The organism is Micromonospora sp. WMMD1128, from assembly GCF_027497235.1.
GTDB lineage: Bacteria > Actinomycetota > Actinomycetes > Mycobacteriales > Micromonosporaceae > Micromonospora.
Window position 1 is genome coordinate 605103 of sequence record NZ_CP114902.1, and the last position, 14926, is coordinate 620028.

General features: G+C 72.8%; 14 protein-coding genes. 7 read left to right on the forward strand and 7 right to left on the reverse strand.

Annotation, left to right across the window (positions count from 1 at the left end; translation table 11 throughout):
- Positions 1-210: 210 nt before the first annotated feature.
- Entirely contained in the window at positions 211-2601 is a 2391-nt protein-coding gene (pcrA, locus tag O7602_RS03005; protein WP_281586701.1) for a DNA helicase PcrA, read from the forward strand.
- Positions 2602-2656: 55 nt separating this feature from the next.
- Here the strand turns inward: pcrA and O7602_RS03010 are convergent, their stop codons facing one another.
- Positions 2657-3418, reverse strand: coding sequence for a M23 family metallopeptidase (locus tag O7602_RS03010; RefSeq protein WP_281586702.1), 762 nt, complete (start codon positions 3416-3418; stop codon positions 2657-2659).
- 251 nt (positions 3419-3669) lie between these two features.
- Positions 3670-4389, reverse strand: coding sequence for a M23 family metallopeptidase (locus tag O7602_RS03015; RefSeq protein ID WP_281586703.1), 720 nt, complete (start codon positions 4387-4389; stop codon positions 3670-3672).
- A 383-nt stretch (positions 4390-4772) separates the two neighbouring features.
- Between O7602_RS03015 and O7602_RS03020 the strand changes: the two genes are divergently transcribed.
- The 3 genes from O7602_RS03020 to sucD all read left to right on the forward strand — a co-directional run bounded on the left by O7602_RS03020 (position 4773) and on the right by sucD (position 7663).
- Positions 4773-5177: a cobalamin B12-binding domain-containing protein gene (locus O7602_RS03020; RefSeq protein WP_281586704.1), complete on the forward strand. Its 405-nt coding sequence runs from the start codon at positions 4773-4775 to the stop codon at positions 5175-5177.
- Between the two features lie 416 nt (positions 5178-5593).
- Positions 5594-6772: an ADP-forming succinate--CoA ligase subunit beta gene (gene sucC / locus O7602_RS03025; protein ID WP_281586705.1), complete on the forward strand. Its 1179-nt coding sequence runs from the start codon at positions 5594-5596 to the stop codon at positions 6770-6772.
- A gap of 3 nt (positions 6773-6775) precedes the next feature.
- Positions 6776-7663, forward strand: coding sequence for a succinate--CoA ligase subunit alpha (sucD, locus tag O7602_RS03030; RefSeq protein ID WP_281586706.1), 888 nt, complete (start codon positions 6776-6778; stop codon positions 7661-7663).
- Positions 7664-7718: 55 nt separating this feature from the next.
- On the opposite strand, the gene O7602_RS03035 is transcribed toward sucD, so the two are convergent.
- Positions 7719-7988: a DUF4190 domain-containing protein gene (locus tag O7602_RS03035; protein WP_281586707.1), complete on the reverse strand. Its 270-nt coding sequence runs from the start codon at positions 7986-7988 to the stop codon at positions 7719-7721.
- A 160-nt stretch (positions 7989-8148) separates the two neighbouring features.
- Here O7602_RS03035 and O7602_RS03040 point away from each other — a divergent pair, with 160 nt between their 5' ends.
- Positions 8149-9510, forward strand: coding sequence for a DUF6350 family protein (locus O7602_RS03040; RefSeq protein WP_281586708.1), 1362 nt, complete (start codon positions 8149-8151; stop codon positions 9508-9510).
- Positions 9511-9636: 126 nt separating this feature from the next.
- Here O7602_RS03040 and O7602_RS03045 read toward each other — a convergent pair whose 3' ends face one another.
- Both O7602_RS03045 and O7602_RS03050 read right to left on the reverse strand, forming a co-directional pair.
- A complete protein-coding gene (locus O7602_RS03045; RefSeq protein WP_281586709.1) occupies positions 9637-10161 on the reverse strand; it encodes a DUF4190 domain-containing protein in 525 nt (174 codons plus the stop codon).
- Between the two features lie 34 nt (positions 10162-10195).
- Positions 10196-10492 (reverse strand): CD225/dispanin family protein, encoded by a 297-nt coding sequence (locus tag O7602_RS03050; RefSeq protein ID WP_281586710.1) that lies wholly within the window; start codon positions 10490-10492, stop codon positions 10196-10198.
- Between the two features lie 173 nt (positions 10493-10665).
- Between O7602_RS03050 and purN the strand changes: the two genes are divergently transcribed.
- Both purN and purH read left to right on the forward strand, forming a co-directional pair.
- Complete coding sequence (purN, locus tag O7602_RS03055; RefSeq protein ID WP_281586711.1) at positions 10666-11286, forward strand: phosphoribosylglycinamide formyltransferase; 621 nt, start codon at positions 10666-10668, stop codon at positions 11284-11286.
- Positions 11283-12854, forward strand: coding sequence for a bifunctional phosphoribosylaminoimidazolecarboxamide formyltransferase/IMP cyclohydrolase (gene purH / locus O7602_RS03060; protein WP_281586712.1), 1572 nt, complete (start codon positions 11283-11285; stop codon positions 12852-12854). The genes purN and purH overlap by 4 nt, the downstream gene beginning before the upstream one ends.
- A 46-nt stretch (positions 12855-12900) precedes the next feature.
- On the opposite strand, the gene O7602_RS03065 is transcribed toward purH, so the two are convergent.
- Both O7602_RS03065 and O7602_RS03070 read right to left on the reverse strand, forming a co-directional pair.
- Complete coding sequence (locus tag O7602_RS03065; protein WP_281586713.1) at positions 12901-13923, reverse strand: dipeptide ABC transporter ATP-binding protein; 1023 nt, start codon at positions 13921-13923, stop codon at positions 12901-12903.
- Positions 13913-14926 (reverse strand): ABC transporter ATP-binding protein, encoded by a 1014-nt coding sequence (locus tag O7602_RS03070; RefSeq protein WP_281586714.1) that lies wholly within the window; start codon positions 14924-14926, stop codon positions 13913-13915. Before O7602_RS03070 ends, O7602_RS03065 begins: the two co-directional genes overlap by 11 nt.

Genomic DNA, 14926 nt, shown 5'->3' on the forward strand with positions numbered 1-14926 from the left:
TCGTAGGTCTGTCGATCAGGCGCGACCCACGGCTGCCGGACTCCCGGTGCCGTAGTAAAAGGAGAAGCGCCTGTCGAACACGTCGTCGAGTATGCCGACCGCCGGGGTGGGCGCGCAAGGAAGTCGGCCAACAGATGGGACGCGGCCGGGCGGTGGGACCGGCCGCGCGGGCGCGGAAGTGTCCGGCCGACGGCATAGACTCGGGCTGCGATGCATCCTCTCTTCGACATTCCCGCGTCCCCGCCCGCGCCGGAGTCCCGGCCGACCCCGCCGCGCCGTCCCGGGGGCGCGCGGCCGGATCCGCAGGCCCTCCTCGACGGCCTGAACGGCCCCCAACGGGACGCGGTGACCCACGCCGGCTCCCCACTGCTGATCGTGGCCGGTGCCGGCTCGGGCAAGACCCGGGTGCTCACCAACCGGATCGCCTACCTGCTGGCCGCCCGGGACGTGCACCCCGGCGAGATCATCGCGATCACCTTCACCAACAAGGCCGCCGGCGAGATGAAGGAGCGGGTGGCCGCGCTTGTCGGCCCGCGCGCCCGGCTGATGTGGGTGTCGACGTTCCACTCGGCCTGCGTCCGGATCCTGCGCGCCGAGCACGAGCACGCCGGTCTCAAGTCGACCTTCTCGATCTACGACGCGGACGACTCGCGGCGACTGATGCAGATGGTGGCCCGCGAGCTGGACCTCGACCCGAAGCGCTACCCGGCCCGGGGCCTGGCCGCCCAGGTGTCCAACCTGAAGAACGAGCTGGTCGACCCGGAGGAGTTCGCCGGCCGGGCCAAGGGGCCCAACGAGCGGGCGCTCGCCGAGGCGTACGCGCTCTACCAGCGGCGGCTGCGCGAGGCGCACGCGCTCGACTTCGACGACCTGATCATGACCACGGTGCATCTGCTCCAGTCGCACCCGCACGTGGCGGAGAGCTACCGTCGCCGGTTCCGGCACGTGCTCGTGGACGAATACCAGGACACCAACCACGCCCAGTACGTGCTGATCAAGGAGTTGGTCTCCGGCACCGAGGGGATCCCGCCGGCCGAGCTGTGCGTGGTGGGCGACGCCGACCAGTCCATCTACGCCTTCCGCGGCGCGACCATCCGCAACATCCTGGAGTTCGAGCGGGACTTCACCGACGCCCGCACCATCCTGCTGGAGCAGAACTACCGCTCCACCCAGACCATTCTCAACGCGGCCAACGCGGTGATCGACCGGAACACGTCGCGCAAGCCCAAACGGCTGTGGAGCGACGCCGGCGCCGGCGAGCAGATCGTCGGCTACGTGGCCGACACCGAGCACGCCGAGGCGGACTGGGTGGCGCGGGAGATCGACCGGCTGGTCGACGCCGGTGACACCCGCCCGGGCGACGTGGCCGTCTTCTACCGCACCAACGCGATGTCCCGGGTGTTCGAGGAGGTGTTCATCCGGGTCGGCCTGCCCTACAAGGTGGTCGGCGGGGTGCGCTTCTACGAGCGCAAGGAGGTCCGCGACGCGCTCGCCTACCTGCGCGCGGTGGTCAACGACGACGACACGGTCAGCCTGCGCCGGATCCTCAACACCCCCCGCCGGGGCATCGGCGAGCGGGCCGAGGCGTGCGTCGAGGCACTTGCCGGGCGGGACCGCATCTCGTTCGGCGCCGCGCTGCGTCGGGCGAAGGACGCGCCGGGGATCTCCAGCCGGGCCGCCAACGGCATCGCCGAGTTCGTCGCGCTGCTCGACGCCGCGCGCGAGCTGGCCGCCACCGGCACCCCGGAGGAGGTCCTGGAGGCGCTGCTGACCCGCTCGGGCTACCTGGCCGAGCTGGAGGAGAGCCTCGATCCGCAGGACGCCGGCCGGGTGGACAACCTCCAGGAGCTGGTGAGTGTCGCCCGGGAATACACCGAGCGGGTCGAGGCGCTGGGCGCCGACGACGAGCGGGCCACCCTGGCCGGTTTCCTGGAGCAGGTGGCGCTTGTCGCCGACGCCGACCAGATCCCCTCCGACGATCCCGATCACCAGGGCGTGGTCACCCTCATGACGCTGCACACCGCCAAGGGGCTGGAGTTCCCGGTGGTCTTCCTGAGCGGCCTGGAGGACGGCGTCTTCCCGCACCTGCGCTCCCTCGGCGACACCCGCGAGCTGGAGGAGGAACGGCGCCTGGCGTACGTGGGGATCACCCGTGCCCGGCAGCGGCTCTACCTGTCCCGGGCGGTCACCCGCTCGGCCTGGGGCGCGCCGGCCTACAACCCGCCGTCGCGGTTTCTGGAGGAGTTGCCGCCGGAGCTGGTGCGCTGGGAGCGCACCGAGGGGTCGTACACCTCGTGGGGTGGCGGTGGGGCCGGGGTCGGCGGCCGGGCGGACCGGTCGTCGGGTGGCTTCACCGGTGGCACGCCCAAGGCCACCCAGCTCGCCAAGCGTCTCGGTGTGGACGCCAGCCGGCTGGCCACCGCGAGCGAGTTGAAGCAGGCCCCGAAGGTCTCGGCGGGCGACCGGGTCAACCACCAGCGCTACGGCCTGGGCCGGGTGCTGGCGGTGGAGGGCGCCGGGCCGGGTGCGCGGGCCCAGATCGACTTCGGTGACCAGACCATGTGGCTGGTGCTGCGGCACGCGCCGATCGACAAGCTCTGAGCGCGGGGCCGGTCCGGCGTCGCGCCGGACCGGCCCCGTCCTCGTGCGGTGGCGGTCAGCAGGCCACGTCGATGCCCCGGGCGCGCAGGAACGGCGCCGGGTCGATCTGGTTCCACATGGCGCCTTGGTGCACCTCGAAGTGCAGGTGCGGGCCGGTGGCGTCGCCGGTGGCGCCCTCGTAGCCGATGACCTGGCCGACCTTCACCCGGTCGCCGACGTCGACGAGGAGCCGGCTCTGGTGTGCGTAGTGGGTCAGGTAGCCGTTGTGGTGGTCGACGAAGACGGAGTTGCCGTACCCGTCGCCCACGTCGCCGGCCTTGACCACGGTGCCGGCCGCGGCGGCCCGGATCGGGGTGCCGGCGGGCATGGCGAAGTCGATGCCGGCGTGCAGGGTGCCCCACCGCTGCCCGTAGCAGGAGGTGATGTCGGCGCCCTCCATCGGGATGACCCAGCTCGGCTTCGGCGCGGCCTTCTTGGGCTTGGGCTTCGCCGTTACCTTCGCCGTCACTTTCTTCTTCGGCTTCGGGGTGGTCGTGCTCGGGCTCGGGGACGGGCTGGCCGGGCCGGCGGACGGGGTGACCGGAGCGGCCGGTTCGCGGGCCGACCGGTCGGCCCGGGCGGCGGCGTCGGCGCGCGCCCGCGCGTCGAGGTCGATCGCGGCGGGCGGCGGGGCCGGGTCGTCGGCGGTGACGACCACGACGCCACCGAGGCCGAGGCCGAGCAGGGCCACTGCGGCGGTGGCCAGATATGCGGTACGCCGGCCGGTGCGCCGGTGCCGGGCGGGGGTGGGGCTGCGGTGCTGCACGGGAACCTTCACCAGTCGAGGGGCACGTGTGACCTGGAAATACTGGTGTCGGCGTATGGCCGGGCCGGTGGCGGGTTCGTGGCGGCGGCGGGGGCGGCGCGGGATGGTGTCCGGCTTTCGGGTCGACTGGGTGGTTCGCCGAAAGAGTCGATCATCGAGGGCTGTGGGGCCGCTCACATCCACAGGTGTGACGCGCCCCACGTGTGGAGACGCGAAACCGCCCGGATCGCGTGATCCGGGCGGCTATCGGGCGGTGCGGAGAGTCAGGAGGCGGCTACGTCGCCGTAGAGTGCCTCGGTTTCGAGCTTGATGTCCACTCCGCGCTCCTGGAGCCACGGCACCGGGTCCAGCGGCTGGCCGTTGACATGCACTTCGAGGTGCAGGTGCGAGCCGTACGAGTGGCCGGTGTTGCCGACGAGGCCGAGCTGGTCGCCGGCCTTCACCTGCTGGCCCTCCTTGACCGTCACCGCGGAGGAGTGGCCGTAGATCGCCTCGGTGCCGTCGGCGTGCCGGACGATCACGGCGTAGCCGTAGCCGCCGAACCAGCCGGCCTTGGTGACCGTGCCGGAGTGGATGGCCTGGTAGGGGGTGCCCTCCGGGGCGACCAGGTCGACGCCGGTGTGCAGCTTGCCCCAGCGCACGCCGTAGGGCGACTTGAAGTCGTAGCCGTGCAGGGGGAGGAGGTAGGGGTCCTGCTCCGTGGCGTCCGTGGTCGCGTCGCTCGACCGGTCGGAACGGGTGGCCCGGTCGGCGCTGTCGGCCCGGGCCGCGGCGTCCTGGCTGGCGATCGACGCCTGCCGGAGCTCGTCGAGAACCGAGGGGCTGACGCTCTTGGCGTCGGGGAGGGCGTTCGCGCCGAGGGCGACGATGCCGGCGCCGACGAAGGCGGTGGTGACGACCGCCGCGTAGCGGCTCCGCGGGGGGGTGGGTACGCGGCGACGGCCGCGATATCTATCGGGCTCAGACGACAGGCGCTGGCGCACGCACACCCTCCGTTGTCGGGGATCCGATGCGACCTCGGACCGTTCGGTGAAGCTCGGTCGAACCTCCGGTGTCGCGTCGTCACCCGTCCGTGGACTCGATGACAACCGAGCACACGTTAGCCAACCGCCACTCCTGTCACAAGCTGAAGCGCCGAACCGGCGATTCGTTATGTCCGTTTCCGTCTGCCCTTGTCAGGTTTCGTGCCGCTGGTTGGATGGCCCCGCCCCTGTCCATTCGTAGCGGACGGTGACCATTCGGCGGAGGTGTCCGGCTTCCTGCGTACGCGATCGGGCGGTAGGGGTCGGCCCGGGTTCCGGCAGCCCACCCGGCCGGGTTACCGTTCGTTCAGGTCAGGAGTGCCGCCGGTGAAAGGTGTACGTAGATGAGCTCTCGTATCCGGGTCGTCGTCGCGAAGCCCGGCCTGGACGGCCACGACCGGGGCGCGAAGGTCGTGGCCCGTGCCCTGCGCGACGCGGGCATGGAGGTCATCTACACCGGTCTGCACCAGACCCCGGAGCAGATCGTCGAGACGGCGATCCAGGAGGACGCGGACGCGGTCGGGCTCTCGGTGCTCTCCGGCGCGCACATGACCCTCTTCAAGCGGGTCGTCGAGCTGCTCGCCGCGCGCGAGGCCGCCGACATCGTGGTCTTCGGCGGCGGCATCATCCCGGAGGGCGACATCCCGGAGCTGGAACGGCTCGGGGTCGCGAAGATCTTCACCCCGGGTGCCACCACCGGATCGATCGTGGACTGGGTGCGGGAGAACGTCGCACAGCCGGTCGGCTGAGAGCGTCGGCACCGGAACGCGGGCAGGGGGAGGGGCCGGACGCACCCCTCACACGCCCGGCCCCTCTATGCACGATGCCCCGCCGCCACCCCTCGACCGACAGGGCATCGGCCGCTCCCGTCATCGCGCTTGACCAGCGCTCCGACATCACACTCAACGACGCCCCTGACCGGGGGTTACGCCCCGTTCGGGAGATCCCCCGGACGGCTGACGCCGCACCCCGCACGCCGGCCCCGGCCCACGACGACGGCTGTGCATTACCGCACACCGGACACCCGCTCGGTTGCCCCCGGTTCCCATCTCGTTAGGCTGCGGCAAATGGCCTGTCCGTTCTGATGACAGGCGTCAAACTGATTTTTTCCAACGCTGGTAGCGGCGCGACGGCGCGCCGCGGAGACGGGACGGGACGCGCAATCGTGGACCTGTACGAGTACCAGGGGCGGGACCTGTTCGAGCGGCACGGCTTGCCCGTGCTGGCCGGCGGCGTCGCCACGACCCCGGAGGAGGCCCGCGCGATCGCCGAACGCCTCGGCGGCCGGGTGGTCGTCAAGGCACAGGTGAAGGTCGGTGGCCGCGGCAAGGCCGGCGGCGTGAAGCTGGCCGAGGGCGCGGAGGAGACGGTGGCCCGGGCCACCGACATCCTCGGCATGGACATCAAGGGCCACACCGTCCACAAGGTCATGATCACGGTGACCGCGGACGTGGCCGAGGAGTACTACTTCTCGTACCTGCTCGACCGGGCGAACCGCACCTTCCTCTGCATCGCCAGCGTGGCCGGCGGCATGGACATCGAGGCGGTCGCCGCCGAGACCCCCGACAAGGTCGTCAAGGCGCCGATCGACGCCAACACCGGCGTGGACGAGGCAACGGCCCGCGAGATCGTCACCGCGGCCAACTTCCCCGCCGAGGTCGCCGACCAGGTCGTCGACGTCGCGGTCGGGTTGTGGCAGGCGTTCGTCGCCGAGGACGCCACCCTGGTCGAGGTGAACCCGCTGGCCACCACGAAGGACGGCAAGCTGCTGCTCCTGGACGCCAAGGTCACCCTGGACGAGAACGCCGGGTTCCGGCACCCGGACCACGAGGCCCTGGTCGACCAGGCGTCGGTGGACCCGCTGGAGCAGGCGGCCAAGGAGAAGAACCTCAACTACGTCAAGCTCGACGGCGAGGTCGGCATCATCGGCAACGGCGCCGGCCTGGTCATGTCCACGCTCGACGTGGTCGCGTACGCGGGTGAGCGGCACGGCGGCGTCAAGCCGGCCAACTTCCTCGACATCGGCGGCGGCGCGAGCGCCGAGGTGATGGCGAACGGCCTGGAGATCGTGCTCTCCGACCCGTCGGTGAAGAGCGTCTTCGTCAACGTCTTCGGCGGCATCACCGCCTGCGACGCGGTCGCCAACGGCATCGTGCAGGCGCTGGCGCTGCTCGACCAGCGCGGCGAGAAGGCCACCAAGCCGCTCGTGGTCCGCCTCGACGGCAACAACGCCGAGGCCGGTCGGGCCATCCTCGACGGCGCGGCGAACCCGCTCATCCAGCGGGTCGACACCATGGACGGCGCGGCCGAGCGGGCCGCCGAGCTGGCAGCGGCGGGGGTCTAGACAATGGCTATCTGGCTGACCAAGGACTCCAAGGTCATCGTGCAGGGCATGACCGGTTCCGAGGGTTCCAAGCACACCCGGCGGATGCTCGCCGCGGGCACCACCGTCGTCGGTGGCGTCAACCCGCGCAAGGCCGGCACGACAGTCGACTTCGACGGGACCGAGCTGCCGGTGTTCGCCTCCGTCGCGGACGCGATGAAGGAAACCGGCGCCGACGTCACGGTCATCTTCGTGCCGCCGCAGTTCACCAAGGCCGCGGTGGTCGAGGCGATCGACGCCGGCATCGACCTGGCCGTGGTGATCACCGAGGGCGTGCCGGTGCACGACACCGCCGCGTTCTGGGCGTACAACGTGGCCCAGGGCGAGCGGACCCGGATCATCGGCCCGAACTGCCCGGGCATCGCCTCGCCGGGCGCGTCGAACGCCGGCATCATCCCGGCCGACATCACCGGCGCCGGCCGGATCGGCCTGGTCAGCAAGAGCGGCACGCTGACCTACCAGATGATGTACGAGCTGCGCGACATCGGCTTCTCCACCTGTGTCGGCATCGGTGGTGACCCGATCATCGGCACCACCCACATCGACGCGCTGGCCGCGTTCGAGGCGGACCCGGAGACCGACGCGATCGTCATGATCGGTGAGATCGGCGGCGACGCCGAGGAGCGCGCGGCCGAGTTCATCAAGGCCAACGTCACCAAGCCGGTGGTCGGCTACATCGCCGGCTTCACCGCTCCGCCCGGTAAGACCATGGGTCACGCCGGCGCGATCATCTCCGGCTCGGCCGGCACCGCCGACGCCAAGAAGGCGGCGCTGGAGGCGGTCGGCGTCAAGGTCGGCAAGACCCCGACCGAGACCGCCAACCTGATGCGGGAGATCATGTCCGGCCGCTGAGCGGTCCGTGCTGTGCCGAGGGGGTCGACCGGTTCGCGGTCGGCCCCCTCGTCGGTCAGCGGTACCAGTACGGGTAGTAGTAGTTGCCCCGGGCCCGCACGATCGCGCTGGCGATGATGTTGACGACGCCGAACGCGACGGCCAGCCAGCCGAGCAGCGGCGACTTACCGAAGCGCCGGGCGTCCCGGATCGACAGCACGCCGAAGACGATGCCCAGGATGCCGCAGCAGATCAGGCCGAGCACGATGCCGAGGACGCCCCAGAGCGTGGTCCGGTCCCGGCCGGCGGCCGGGGGCGGCGGTGGCGGCGGGTAGGGAGCGTTCACGGCTTCCTCCGGGCGGTCGGTGCCGCGACAGGAAAGGTCGCGCCTGAAGCCGAGGCTAGACCGGATCTCCGCCGCCGATCCGGGGGTTCGGCGAACTCGCCCCGGTCCCGGCCCGGTATCGGACTGCCGTCCGTCGCGCGGCGTGCCAGAGTAGACGACGATGTCACGTCCCACCCCTGACCAGCCCCGCCGGGCCGCCGGTCCTGCCGCCGGCGCCCGGCCCCGAGGGCGTGCCCGCCCCGCCACCCCCGCGCCCCGCCGCGCCGCACGCGTGACCGCGCCCCGGCCGGGCGAGCCGTCCCGGGCTCCGCTGCCCGTCGCCGCCGGGGTGGCCGCGCTCTGGGCCGCGGTGACCTCCTGGCTGCCGGTCACCGTGGTGCTCGGCCTCGCCCAGCTCACCGAGGACGCCGGCTCGTTCTCCGGCGCCCTGCGCGCCGGTCTGGCCGGTTGGCTGCTCGGGCACGGGGTGCCGTTGCAGACCGACGCCGGGCCGCTCGGCCTGGCGCCGCTCGCCCTGAGCGTGCTCGTCGCCTGGCGACTCACCCGCGCCGGGGTGCACGTCAGCCGGGCCGTGGGCGCCCGCGGCACCGGCTCACCCCGGCAGGCACTCACCGTCGCGGTCGCGGTCGGCTTCGGGTACGCGCTGCTCGGCGCGCTCGCCGCGCTCGTGGTCGGCACGGGCGGGTTGCGGGTCTCGCCGGTGACCGCCGCGCTCACGTTCGCCGCGTTCGGCGCCCCGGCCGCCCTGGTCGGCGCGTTGCGCACCACGGGCGTCTGGGCGCTGCTGGCGCGGAGTTGCCCGCCGGTCGTCCGCGACGGGCTGCGCGCCGGGCTGGTCGCGGCCCTGCTGCTGCTCGCCGCCAGCGCCGGGGCGGCCGGGCTCGCGGTGGCCACCGGTGGCGGTGACGCGGCCGACATGATCGGGGCGTACCGGACCGGGGTGGCCGGTCAGGCGGGCATCACGCTCGTCAGCCTCGCCTACGCGCCGAACGCCACCGCCTGGTCGGCCAGCTACCTGCTCGGCCCCGGGTTCGCCGTCGGCACGGACACCGCGGTACGCACGAGTGAGGTGTCGGTCGGCGCGCTGCCGGCCGTACCCTTGCTCGCCGGCCTGCCGCGCGGCCCGGTGGACGGGCTGGAGGCCGCGCTGCTCGCGGTGCCGGTGCTGGCCGCGATGGCGGCCGGCTGGCTGCTGGCGCGGCGGCTGCTGCGGGCGGCGGCCGAGGCGCGGGCCGAGGTCGGATGGCCGGAGCTGCTGGTCCCGGCCGCGCTCGCCGGCCCGGTCGCGGGCGTGCTGCTGGGGCTGGCCGCGGCGGCGTCCGGCGGGTCCCTCGGCGGTGGCCGGCTGGCCGAGATCGGCCCGTCGCCCTGGCCGGTGGCCGGCGTGGCCACGCTCGTGATCGCCGTGGGCGCGATGCTCGGCGCCGCCGCCACCCGCTCCCTGACCCGTCCCACCCCGCCACCTCGCCGGCGACCCCGCCCCGAACCCTCGTCCTCCCCGCCCCTGAACTCCGCACGCTGATGCCCGGAAAGCGTGGCCATTCCGCCTGGGATGGCCACGCTTTCCGTGAAAGAGGCCGCGTTCTGCGCGGCGCGGGCGAGGCGAGGGGCGTCCGACGGTCGCCGGACGCCCCTCGTTTCCAGCCGGTCAGGAACCGAAGTTGCCCGCGTTGATCAGGGTGCCGGCGATGGCGCTGATGATGCCGAGGACCACACCGACGCCACCGCAGATCAGGGCGGCCTTGGCCTGGCCCGGGTTGCTGGCCTCGCCCGCCTGGACCTTCTTCTGGCCGAGCACGCCGAGCACCACGCCGGCGATGCCGGCCGGGACGCCGAGCAGCGGGCAGCAGAGGCCGAGCACGATCGAGGCGATGCCGACGATCATGCCGATCAAGCCCATGGTGTTGTTCTGACCCTGCCCCTGGCCGGGGCCGGCCGGGTAGCCGGCGGCCGGGTACTGCGGCGCGGCGCCGTACGGCTGCTGCTGCTGCGCGTACGGGTCCTGGCCGTAGGGCTGGCCGGAGGTGGGCTGGCCGTACGGCTGGCCGGAGGTCGGCTGCTGCCCGTACTGCGGGGCCTGCGGCGGCTGGCCGTACGGGTCGTGCGGCTGGGCGGTCGGGTCCTGGTTCGGCTGCTGGCCGTACGGGTCCTGTCCGGGGTAACCGGGCTGCATCTCGGGGAACTCCTCAGATTGGTGTCGCTGTCGGTCAGTTCGTGCCGGTGCTGCCGCCGACGAAGGTCGCCAGGCCACCGAACAGGCAGCACACCACAATGATGCCGATCCAGATCAGGCCGACGATCAGGGCCCACTTGGACCACTTCCTGGACTCGGCGGCGGCGGCCTGGGCGCCGGCGTAGTCACCCTGCTGGAGCAGCGGGTTGACCCTGGAGGCGTTGATGATCGCCGGGATCGCGAGCGGCCAGAACAGGAAGATCGTGACGATGGACATCGTCATGTTGTTGTCGAGCTGCGGCGGCTGCTGCTGGGGGTGTCCGGGCTGCATCGGGGTGACTCCTCGGTCCGGCGGCACGGCGTGCCTGGTCTGACTGGTGCGGGTCGGGCGTACGCCGAACACCGGGCGACCGGCAGCGTACCGCGAGGACGCCACCGGGGAGGTCACCCGATGGGCCGCCGCCCGGCAGCCGGACCGCCCGGCCTGCCCGATAGGGTTGCCGGGTGACCGAGCCCGCGTCCGTCGCCCGCCTCGTCGTCCTCGTCTCCGGTTCCGGCAGCAACCTCCAGGCGCTGCTGGACGCGACCGCCGATCCCGGCTACGGGGCCCGGGTGGTGGCGGTGGGCGCCGACCGGGACGGGATCGCCGGTCTGGACCGGGCCGCCGCCGCGGGCGTGCCGTCCTTCGTCGAGCGGGTCAAGGACCACCCGACCCGTGGCGACTGGGACAAGGCGCTCACCGCCCGGGTCGCCGAGCATCGCCCCGACCTGGTCGTCAGCGCGGGCTTCCTCAAGCTGGTCGGGCCGGAGTTCCTCACCGCGTTCGGCGACCGCTACCTGAACACACACAACACCCTGCTCCCGGCGTTCCCCGGCATCCACGGCCCCCGGGACGCGCTCGCGTACGGCGTGAAGGTCACCGGGGCCACGCTGTTCTTCGTCGACGCCGGGATGGACACCGGCCCGATCGTCGCCCAGGTCGCCGTACCGGTGCTCGACGGCGACGACGTGGAGACGCTCACCGAGCGCATCAAGTCCGCCGAGCGCCGCCAGCTCGTCGAGCAGGTGGGCCGCCTGGTCCGTGAAGGTTGGACGATCACCGGCAGAAAGGTCAGCATTCCGTGAGCACGACAGAGGACGGCCGCCGCCCGATCCGGCGCGCGCTGGTAAGCGTCTACGACAAGACCGGCCTGGTCGAGCTGGCCCGCGCCCTGCACGGGGCCGGCGTGGAGATCGTCTCGACCGGCAGCACCGCGTCGACGATCTCCGGCGCGGGCGTGCCGGTCACCCCGGTCGAGCAGGTCACCGGCTTCCCGGAGATCCTGGACGGCCGGGTGAAGACGCTGCACCCGAAGATCCACGGCGGCCTCCTCGCCGATCTGCGCCGGGACGCGCACGCCGGCCAGCTCGACGAGCACGGCATCGCCGGCATCGACCTGCTGGTCTCCAACCTCTACCCGTTCCAGGCCACGGTCGCGTCCGGCGCCGACCAGGACGAGTGCGTCGAGCAGATCGACATCGGTGGTCCGGCGATGGTCCGGGCCGCCGCGAAGAACCACGCCTCGGTCGCGGTGGTGACCGACCCGGCCGCGTACCCGGCGGTGGTGGCCGCGCTCGCCGACGGCGGCTTCACCCTGGCCCGCCGCCGCGCGCTCGCGGCCCGGGCGTTCGCCGACATCGCCGACTACGACGTGGCGGTGGCCGACTGGTTCGCCACCACGGTGGCCCCGGCCGAGGACGGCTGGCCGGAGTTCGCCGGCCTGGCGCTGCGCCGCCGGGCCGTGCTGCGGTATGGCGAGAACCCGCACCAGTCGGCCGCGCTCTACACCGACCCGGGCGCCCCGGCGGGGCTGGCCCAGGCCGAGCAACTGCACGGCAAGGAGATGTCCTACAACAACTACGTCGACGCGGACGCCGCCTGGCGGGCCGTGCACGACTTCCCCGGCCAGCCGGCGGTGGCGGTGATCAAGCACGCCAACCCGTGCGGCATCGCGGTCGGCGCGGACGTGGCCGAGGCGCACCGCAAGGCGCACGCCTGCGACCCGGTCTCCGCGTTCGGCGGCGTGATCGCGGTGAACGGTCCGGTCGGCGTGGAGCTGGCCCGGCAGGTCGCGGAGATCTTCACCGAGGTGCTCGTGGCGCCCGGGTTCGACGCGGACGCGCTGGAGCTGCTGCGGGCGAAGAAGAACCTCCGGCTGCTGCGCGCGCCGGCGTACGCGCCGAGGCCGGCGGAGTGGCGGCCGGTCAGCGGCGGCGTGCTGGTGCAGGCGCGGGACGCGGTGGACGCGCCCGGCGACGACCCGGCCGGCTGGACGCTCGCCACCGGTGACCCGGCCGACGAGGCGACGCTGCGCGACCTGGCGTTCGCCTGGCGGGCGGTCCGCGCGGTGAAGAGCAACGCGATCCTGCTGGCCCGCGACGGCGCGACCGTCGGGGTGGGGATGGGTCAGGTCAACCGGGTGGACTCGGCGCGGCTGGCGGTCGCCCGGGCCGGCGACGAGCGGGCCCGCGGCTCGGTCTGCGCCTCGGACGCCTTCTTCCCGTTCGCCGACGGCCCGCAGATCCTGATCGACGCCGGCGTGCGGGCGATCGTGCAGCCCGGCGGTTCGATCCGCGACGAGGAGACGATCGCGGCCTGCAAGGAAGCAGGCGTGACGATGTACCTCACCGGCACCCGGCACTTCTTCCACTGACGCTCGGGACCCGGGTGCGTCCGGCGGACGCACCCGGTCGCGTCGCTCAGACGTCCGGGCGCACCTCGGCGAAGTGGCAGGCCGACGGGTGCGGGTCGGCGGCGCGGGGCACCGTCTGCGGGTCCTGGACCGCGCAGACCTCTTCCGCCTTCCAGCACCGGGTGCGGAACCGGCAGCCCGACGGCGGGTCGGCCGGGCTGGGCACGTCGCCGGTGAGCCGGATGACGGTCCGCCGGTCGCGGGCCTCCGGGTCGGGCACCGGCACCGCCGACAGCAACGCCTGGGTGTACGGGTGGGTGGCCCGCTGGTAGATCTGCTCCTCGGTGCCGATCTCCACGATCCGGCCCAGGTACATCACGGCCACCCGGTCGCAGATGTGCCGGACCACCGACAGGTCGTGCGCGATGAAGATGTAGGAGAGCCCGAACTCGTCCTGGAGCTGCCGCAACAGGTTGATCACCTGGGCCTGGATGGAGACGTCCAGGGCCGACACCGGCTCGTCGCAGACGATGATCTCGGGGCGCAGCGCGAGCGCGCGGGCGATGCCGATGCGCTGCCGCTGGCCGCCGGAGAACTGGTGCGGATAGCGGTTAATGTGTTCCGGGTTGAGGCCGACCACGTCCAGCAGCTCCCGCACCCGCTGCCGCCGGCTGCCCTTCGGCGCGGCGTCCGGGTGGATCGCGAACGGTTCGCCGACGATGTCGCCCACAGTCATCCGCGGGTTGAGCGACGTGTACGGGTCCTGCATCACCATCTGCATGTTCCGCCGCACCCGGCGCAGCTCGGCGCCCCCGGCCCGGAACAGGTCCCGCCCCTCCAGGGTGGCCCGCCCGGCGGTCGGCGTCTCCAGCCGCATCAGCAGCCGGGCGAGGGTGGACTTGCCGCAGCCGGACTCGCCGACCACGCCGAGCGTCTCGCCGCGGCGCAGCTCGAAGCTCACCCCGTCGACCGCCCGCACCGCGCCGATCTGCCGCTTGAACAGCACGCCCCGGGTGATCGGGAAGTGCTTGACCAACTCGTCGACCGCGAGGATCGTCTCGCCGCGAACCTTGCCCGGGTCAGCGGTCATCGTGGACCTCCTGCGCGAAGTGGCACGCGCTGGTCCGGCCGTCGCCGAGGACGAGGTCGTGCGGCACCTCGTCCACGCAGACCTGCCGCGCGTACGGGCAGCGGGGGTGGAACGGGCAGCCGGAGGGGATCCGCATCAGGTTCGGCGGCAACCCCCGGATGGTCGACAGCTCCTGCCCGCGCACGTCGAGCCGGGGGATCGACTCCAACAACCCCTTGGTGTACGGGTGGGCGGGCGCCCGGTACAGCGCGCGCACGTCGGCGTGCTCGACGATCCGGCCGGCGTACATGACCGCGATCCGGTCCGCCACCCCGGCGACCACCCCGAGGTCGTGGGTGATCAGGATGAGCGCCATGCCGAGGTCCCGCCGCAGGTCGGCCAGCAGGTCCATGATCTGGGCCTGCACGGTGACGTCGAGGGCCGTGGTGGGCTCGTCGGCGATCAGCACCTTCGGGTCCAGCGCCAACGCCATGGCGATCATGACCCGTTGCCGCATCCCGCCGGAGAACTGGTGCGGGTGGTCGCCGAGCCGCTTCGCCGCGGCCGGGATCCGGACCAGGTCCATCAGCTCGACCGCCCGCCGGCGCGCGTCGGCCCGGGACAGCCCGGCCCGCTGCCGCAGCGACTCACCGATCTGCCAACCGACCGGGAAGACCGGGTTCAACGCCGACAGCGCGTCCTGGAAGATCATCGCGATTTCCGCGCCGCGCACCTGCCGGCGCTCGGACTCCGACCGGGTGAGCAGGTCCCGCCCCTGGTAGCGGATCTCACCGGCGCGGACGTACGCCGGTGGGGTGTCCAGGATGCCCATGATGGCCTGCGCGGTGACCGACTTGCCGGAGCCGGACTCGCCGAGCACGGCGAGCGTCTCGCCGGCGTCCAGGTGGTACGTCACCCCGTTGATCACCCGGGCCACACCCTCGCGGGTGCGGAACTCGACGTGCAGGTCCCGTACCTCAAGCAGGTGCCCGCCGGGCGGGGTGGGGGAGGCCGGCGTCGGCAT

What these genes read in the sequence shown, in the direction of transcription:
- O7602_RS03020 (WP_281586704.1), top strand. Translation starts at nt 4,773, where the DNA reads ATGAGCTCTCGTATCCGGGTCGTCGTCGCGAAGCCCGGCCTGGACGGC.
- O7602_RS03070 (WP_281586714.1), bottom strand. Translation starts at nt 14,926, where the DNA reads ATGCCGACGCCGGCCTCCCCCACCCCGCCCGGCGGGCACCTGCTTGAG.
- O7602_RS03040 (WP_281586708.1), top strand. Translation starts at nt 8,149, where the DNA reads ATGTCACGTCCCACCCCTGACCAGCCCCGCCGGGCCGCCGGTCCTGCC.
- O7602_RS03050 (WP_281586710.1), bottom strand. Translation starts at nt 10,492, where the DNA reads ATGCAGCCCGGACACCCCCAGCAGCAGCCGCCGCAGCTCGACAACAAC.
- pcrA (WP_281586701.1), top strand. Translation starts at nt 211, where the DNA reads ATGCATCCTCTCTTCGACATTCCCGCGTCCCCGCCCGCGCCGGAGTCC.
- O7602_RS03045 (WP_281586709.1), bottom strand. Translation starts at nt 10,161, where the DNA reads ATGCAGCCCGGTTACCCCGGACAGGACCCGTACGGCCAGCAGCCGAAC.
- sucD (WP_281586706.1), top strand. Translation starts at nt 6,776, where the DNA reads ATGGCTATCTGGCTGACCAAGGACTCCAAGGTCATCGTGCAGGGCATG.
- O7602_RS03065 (WP_281586713.1), bottom strand. Translation starts at nt 13,923, where the DNA reads ATGACCGCTGACCCGGGCAAGGTTCGCGGCGAGACGATCCTCGCGGTC.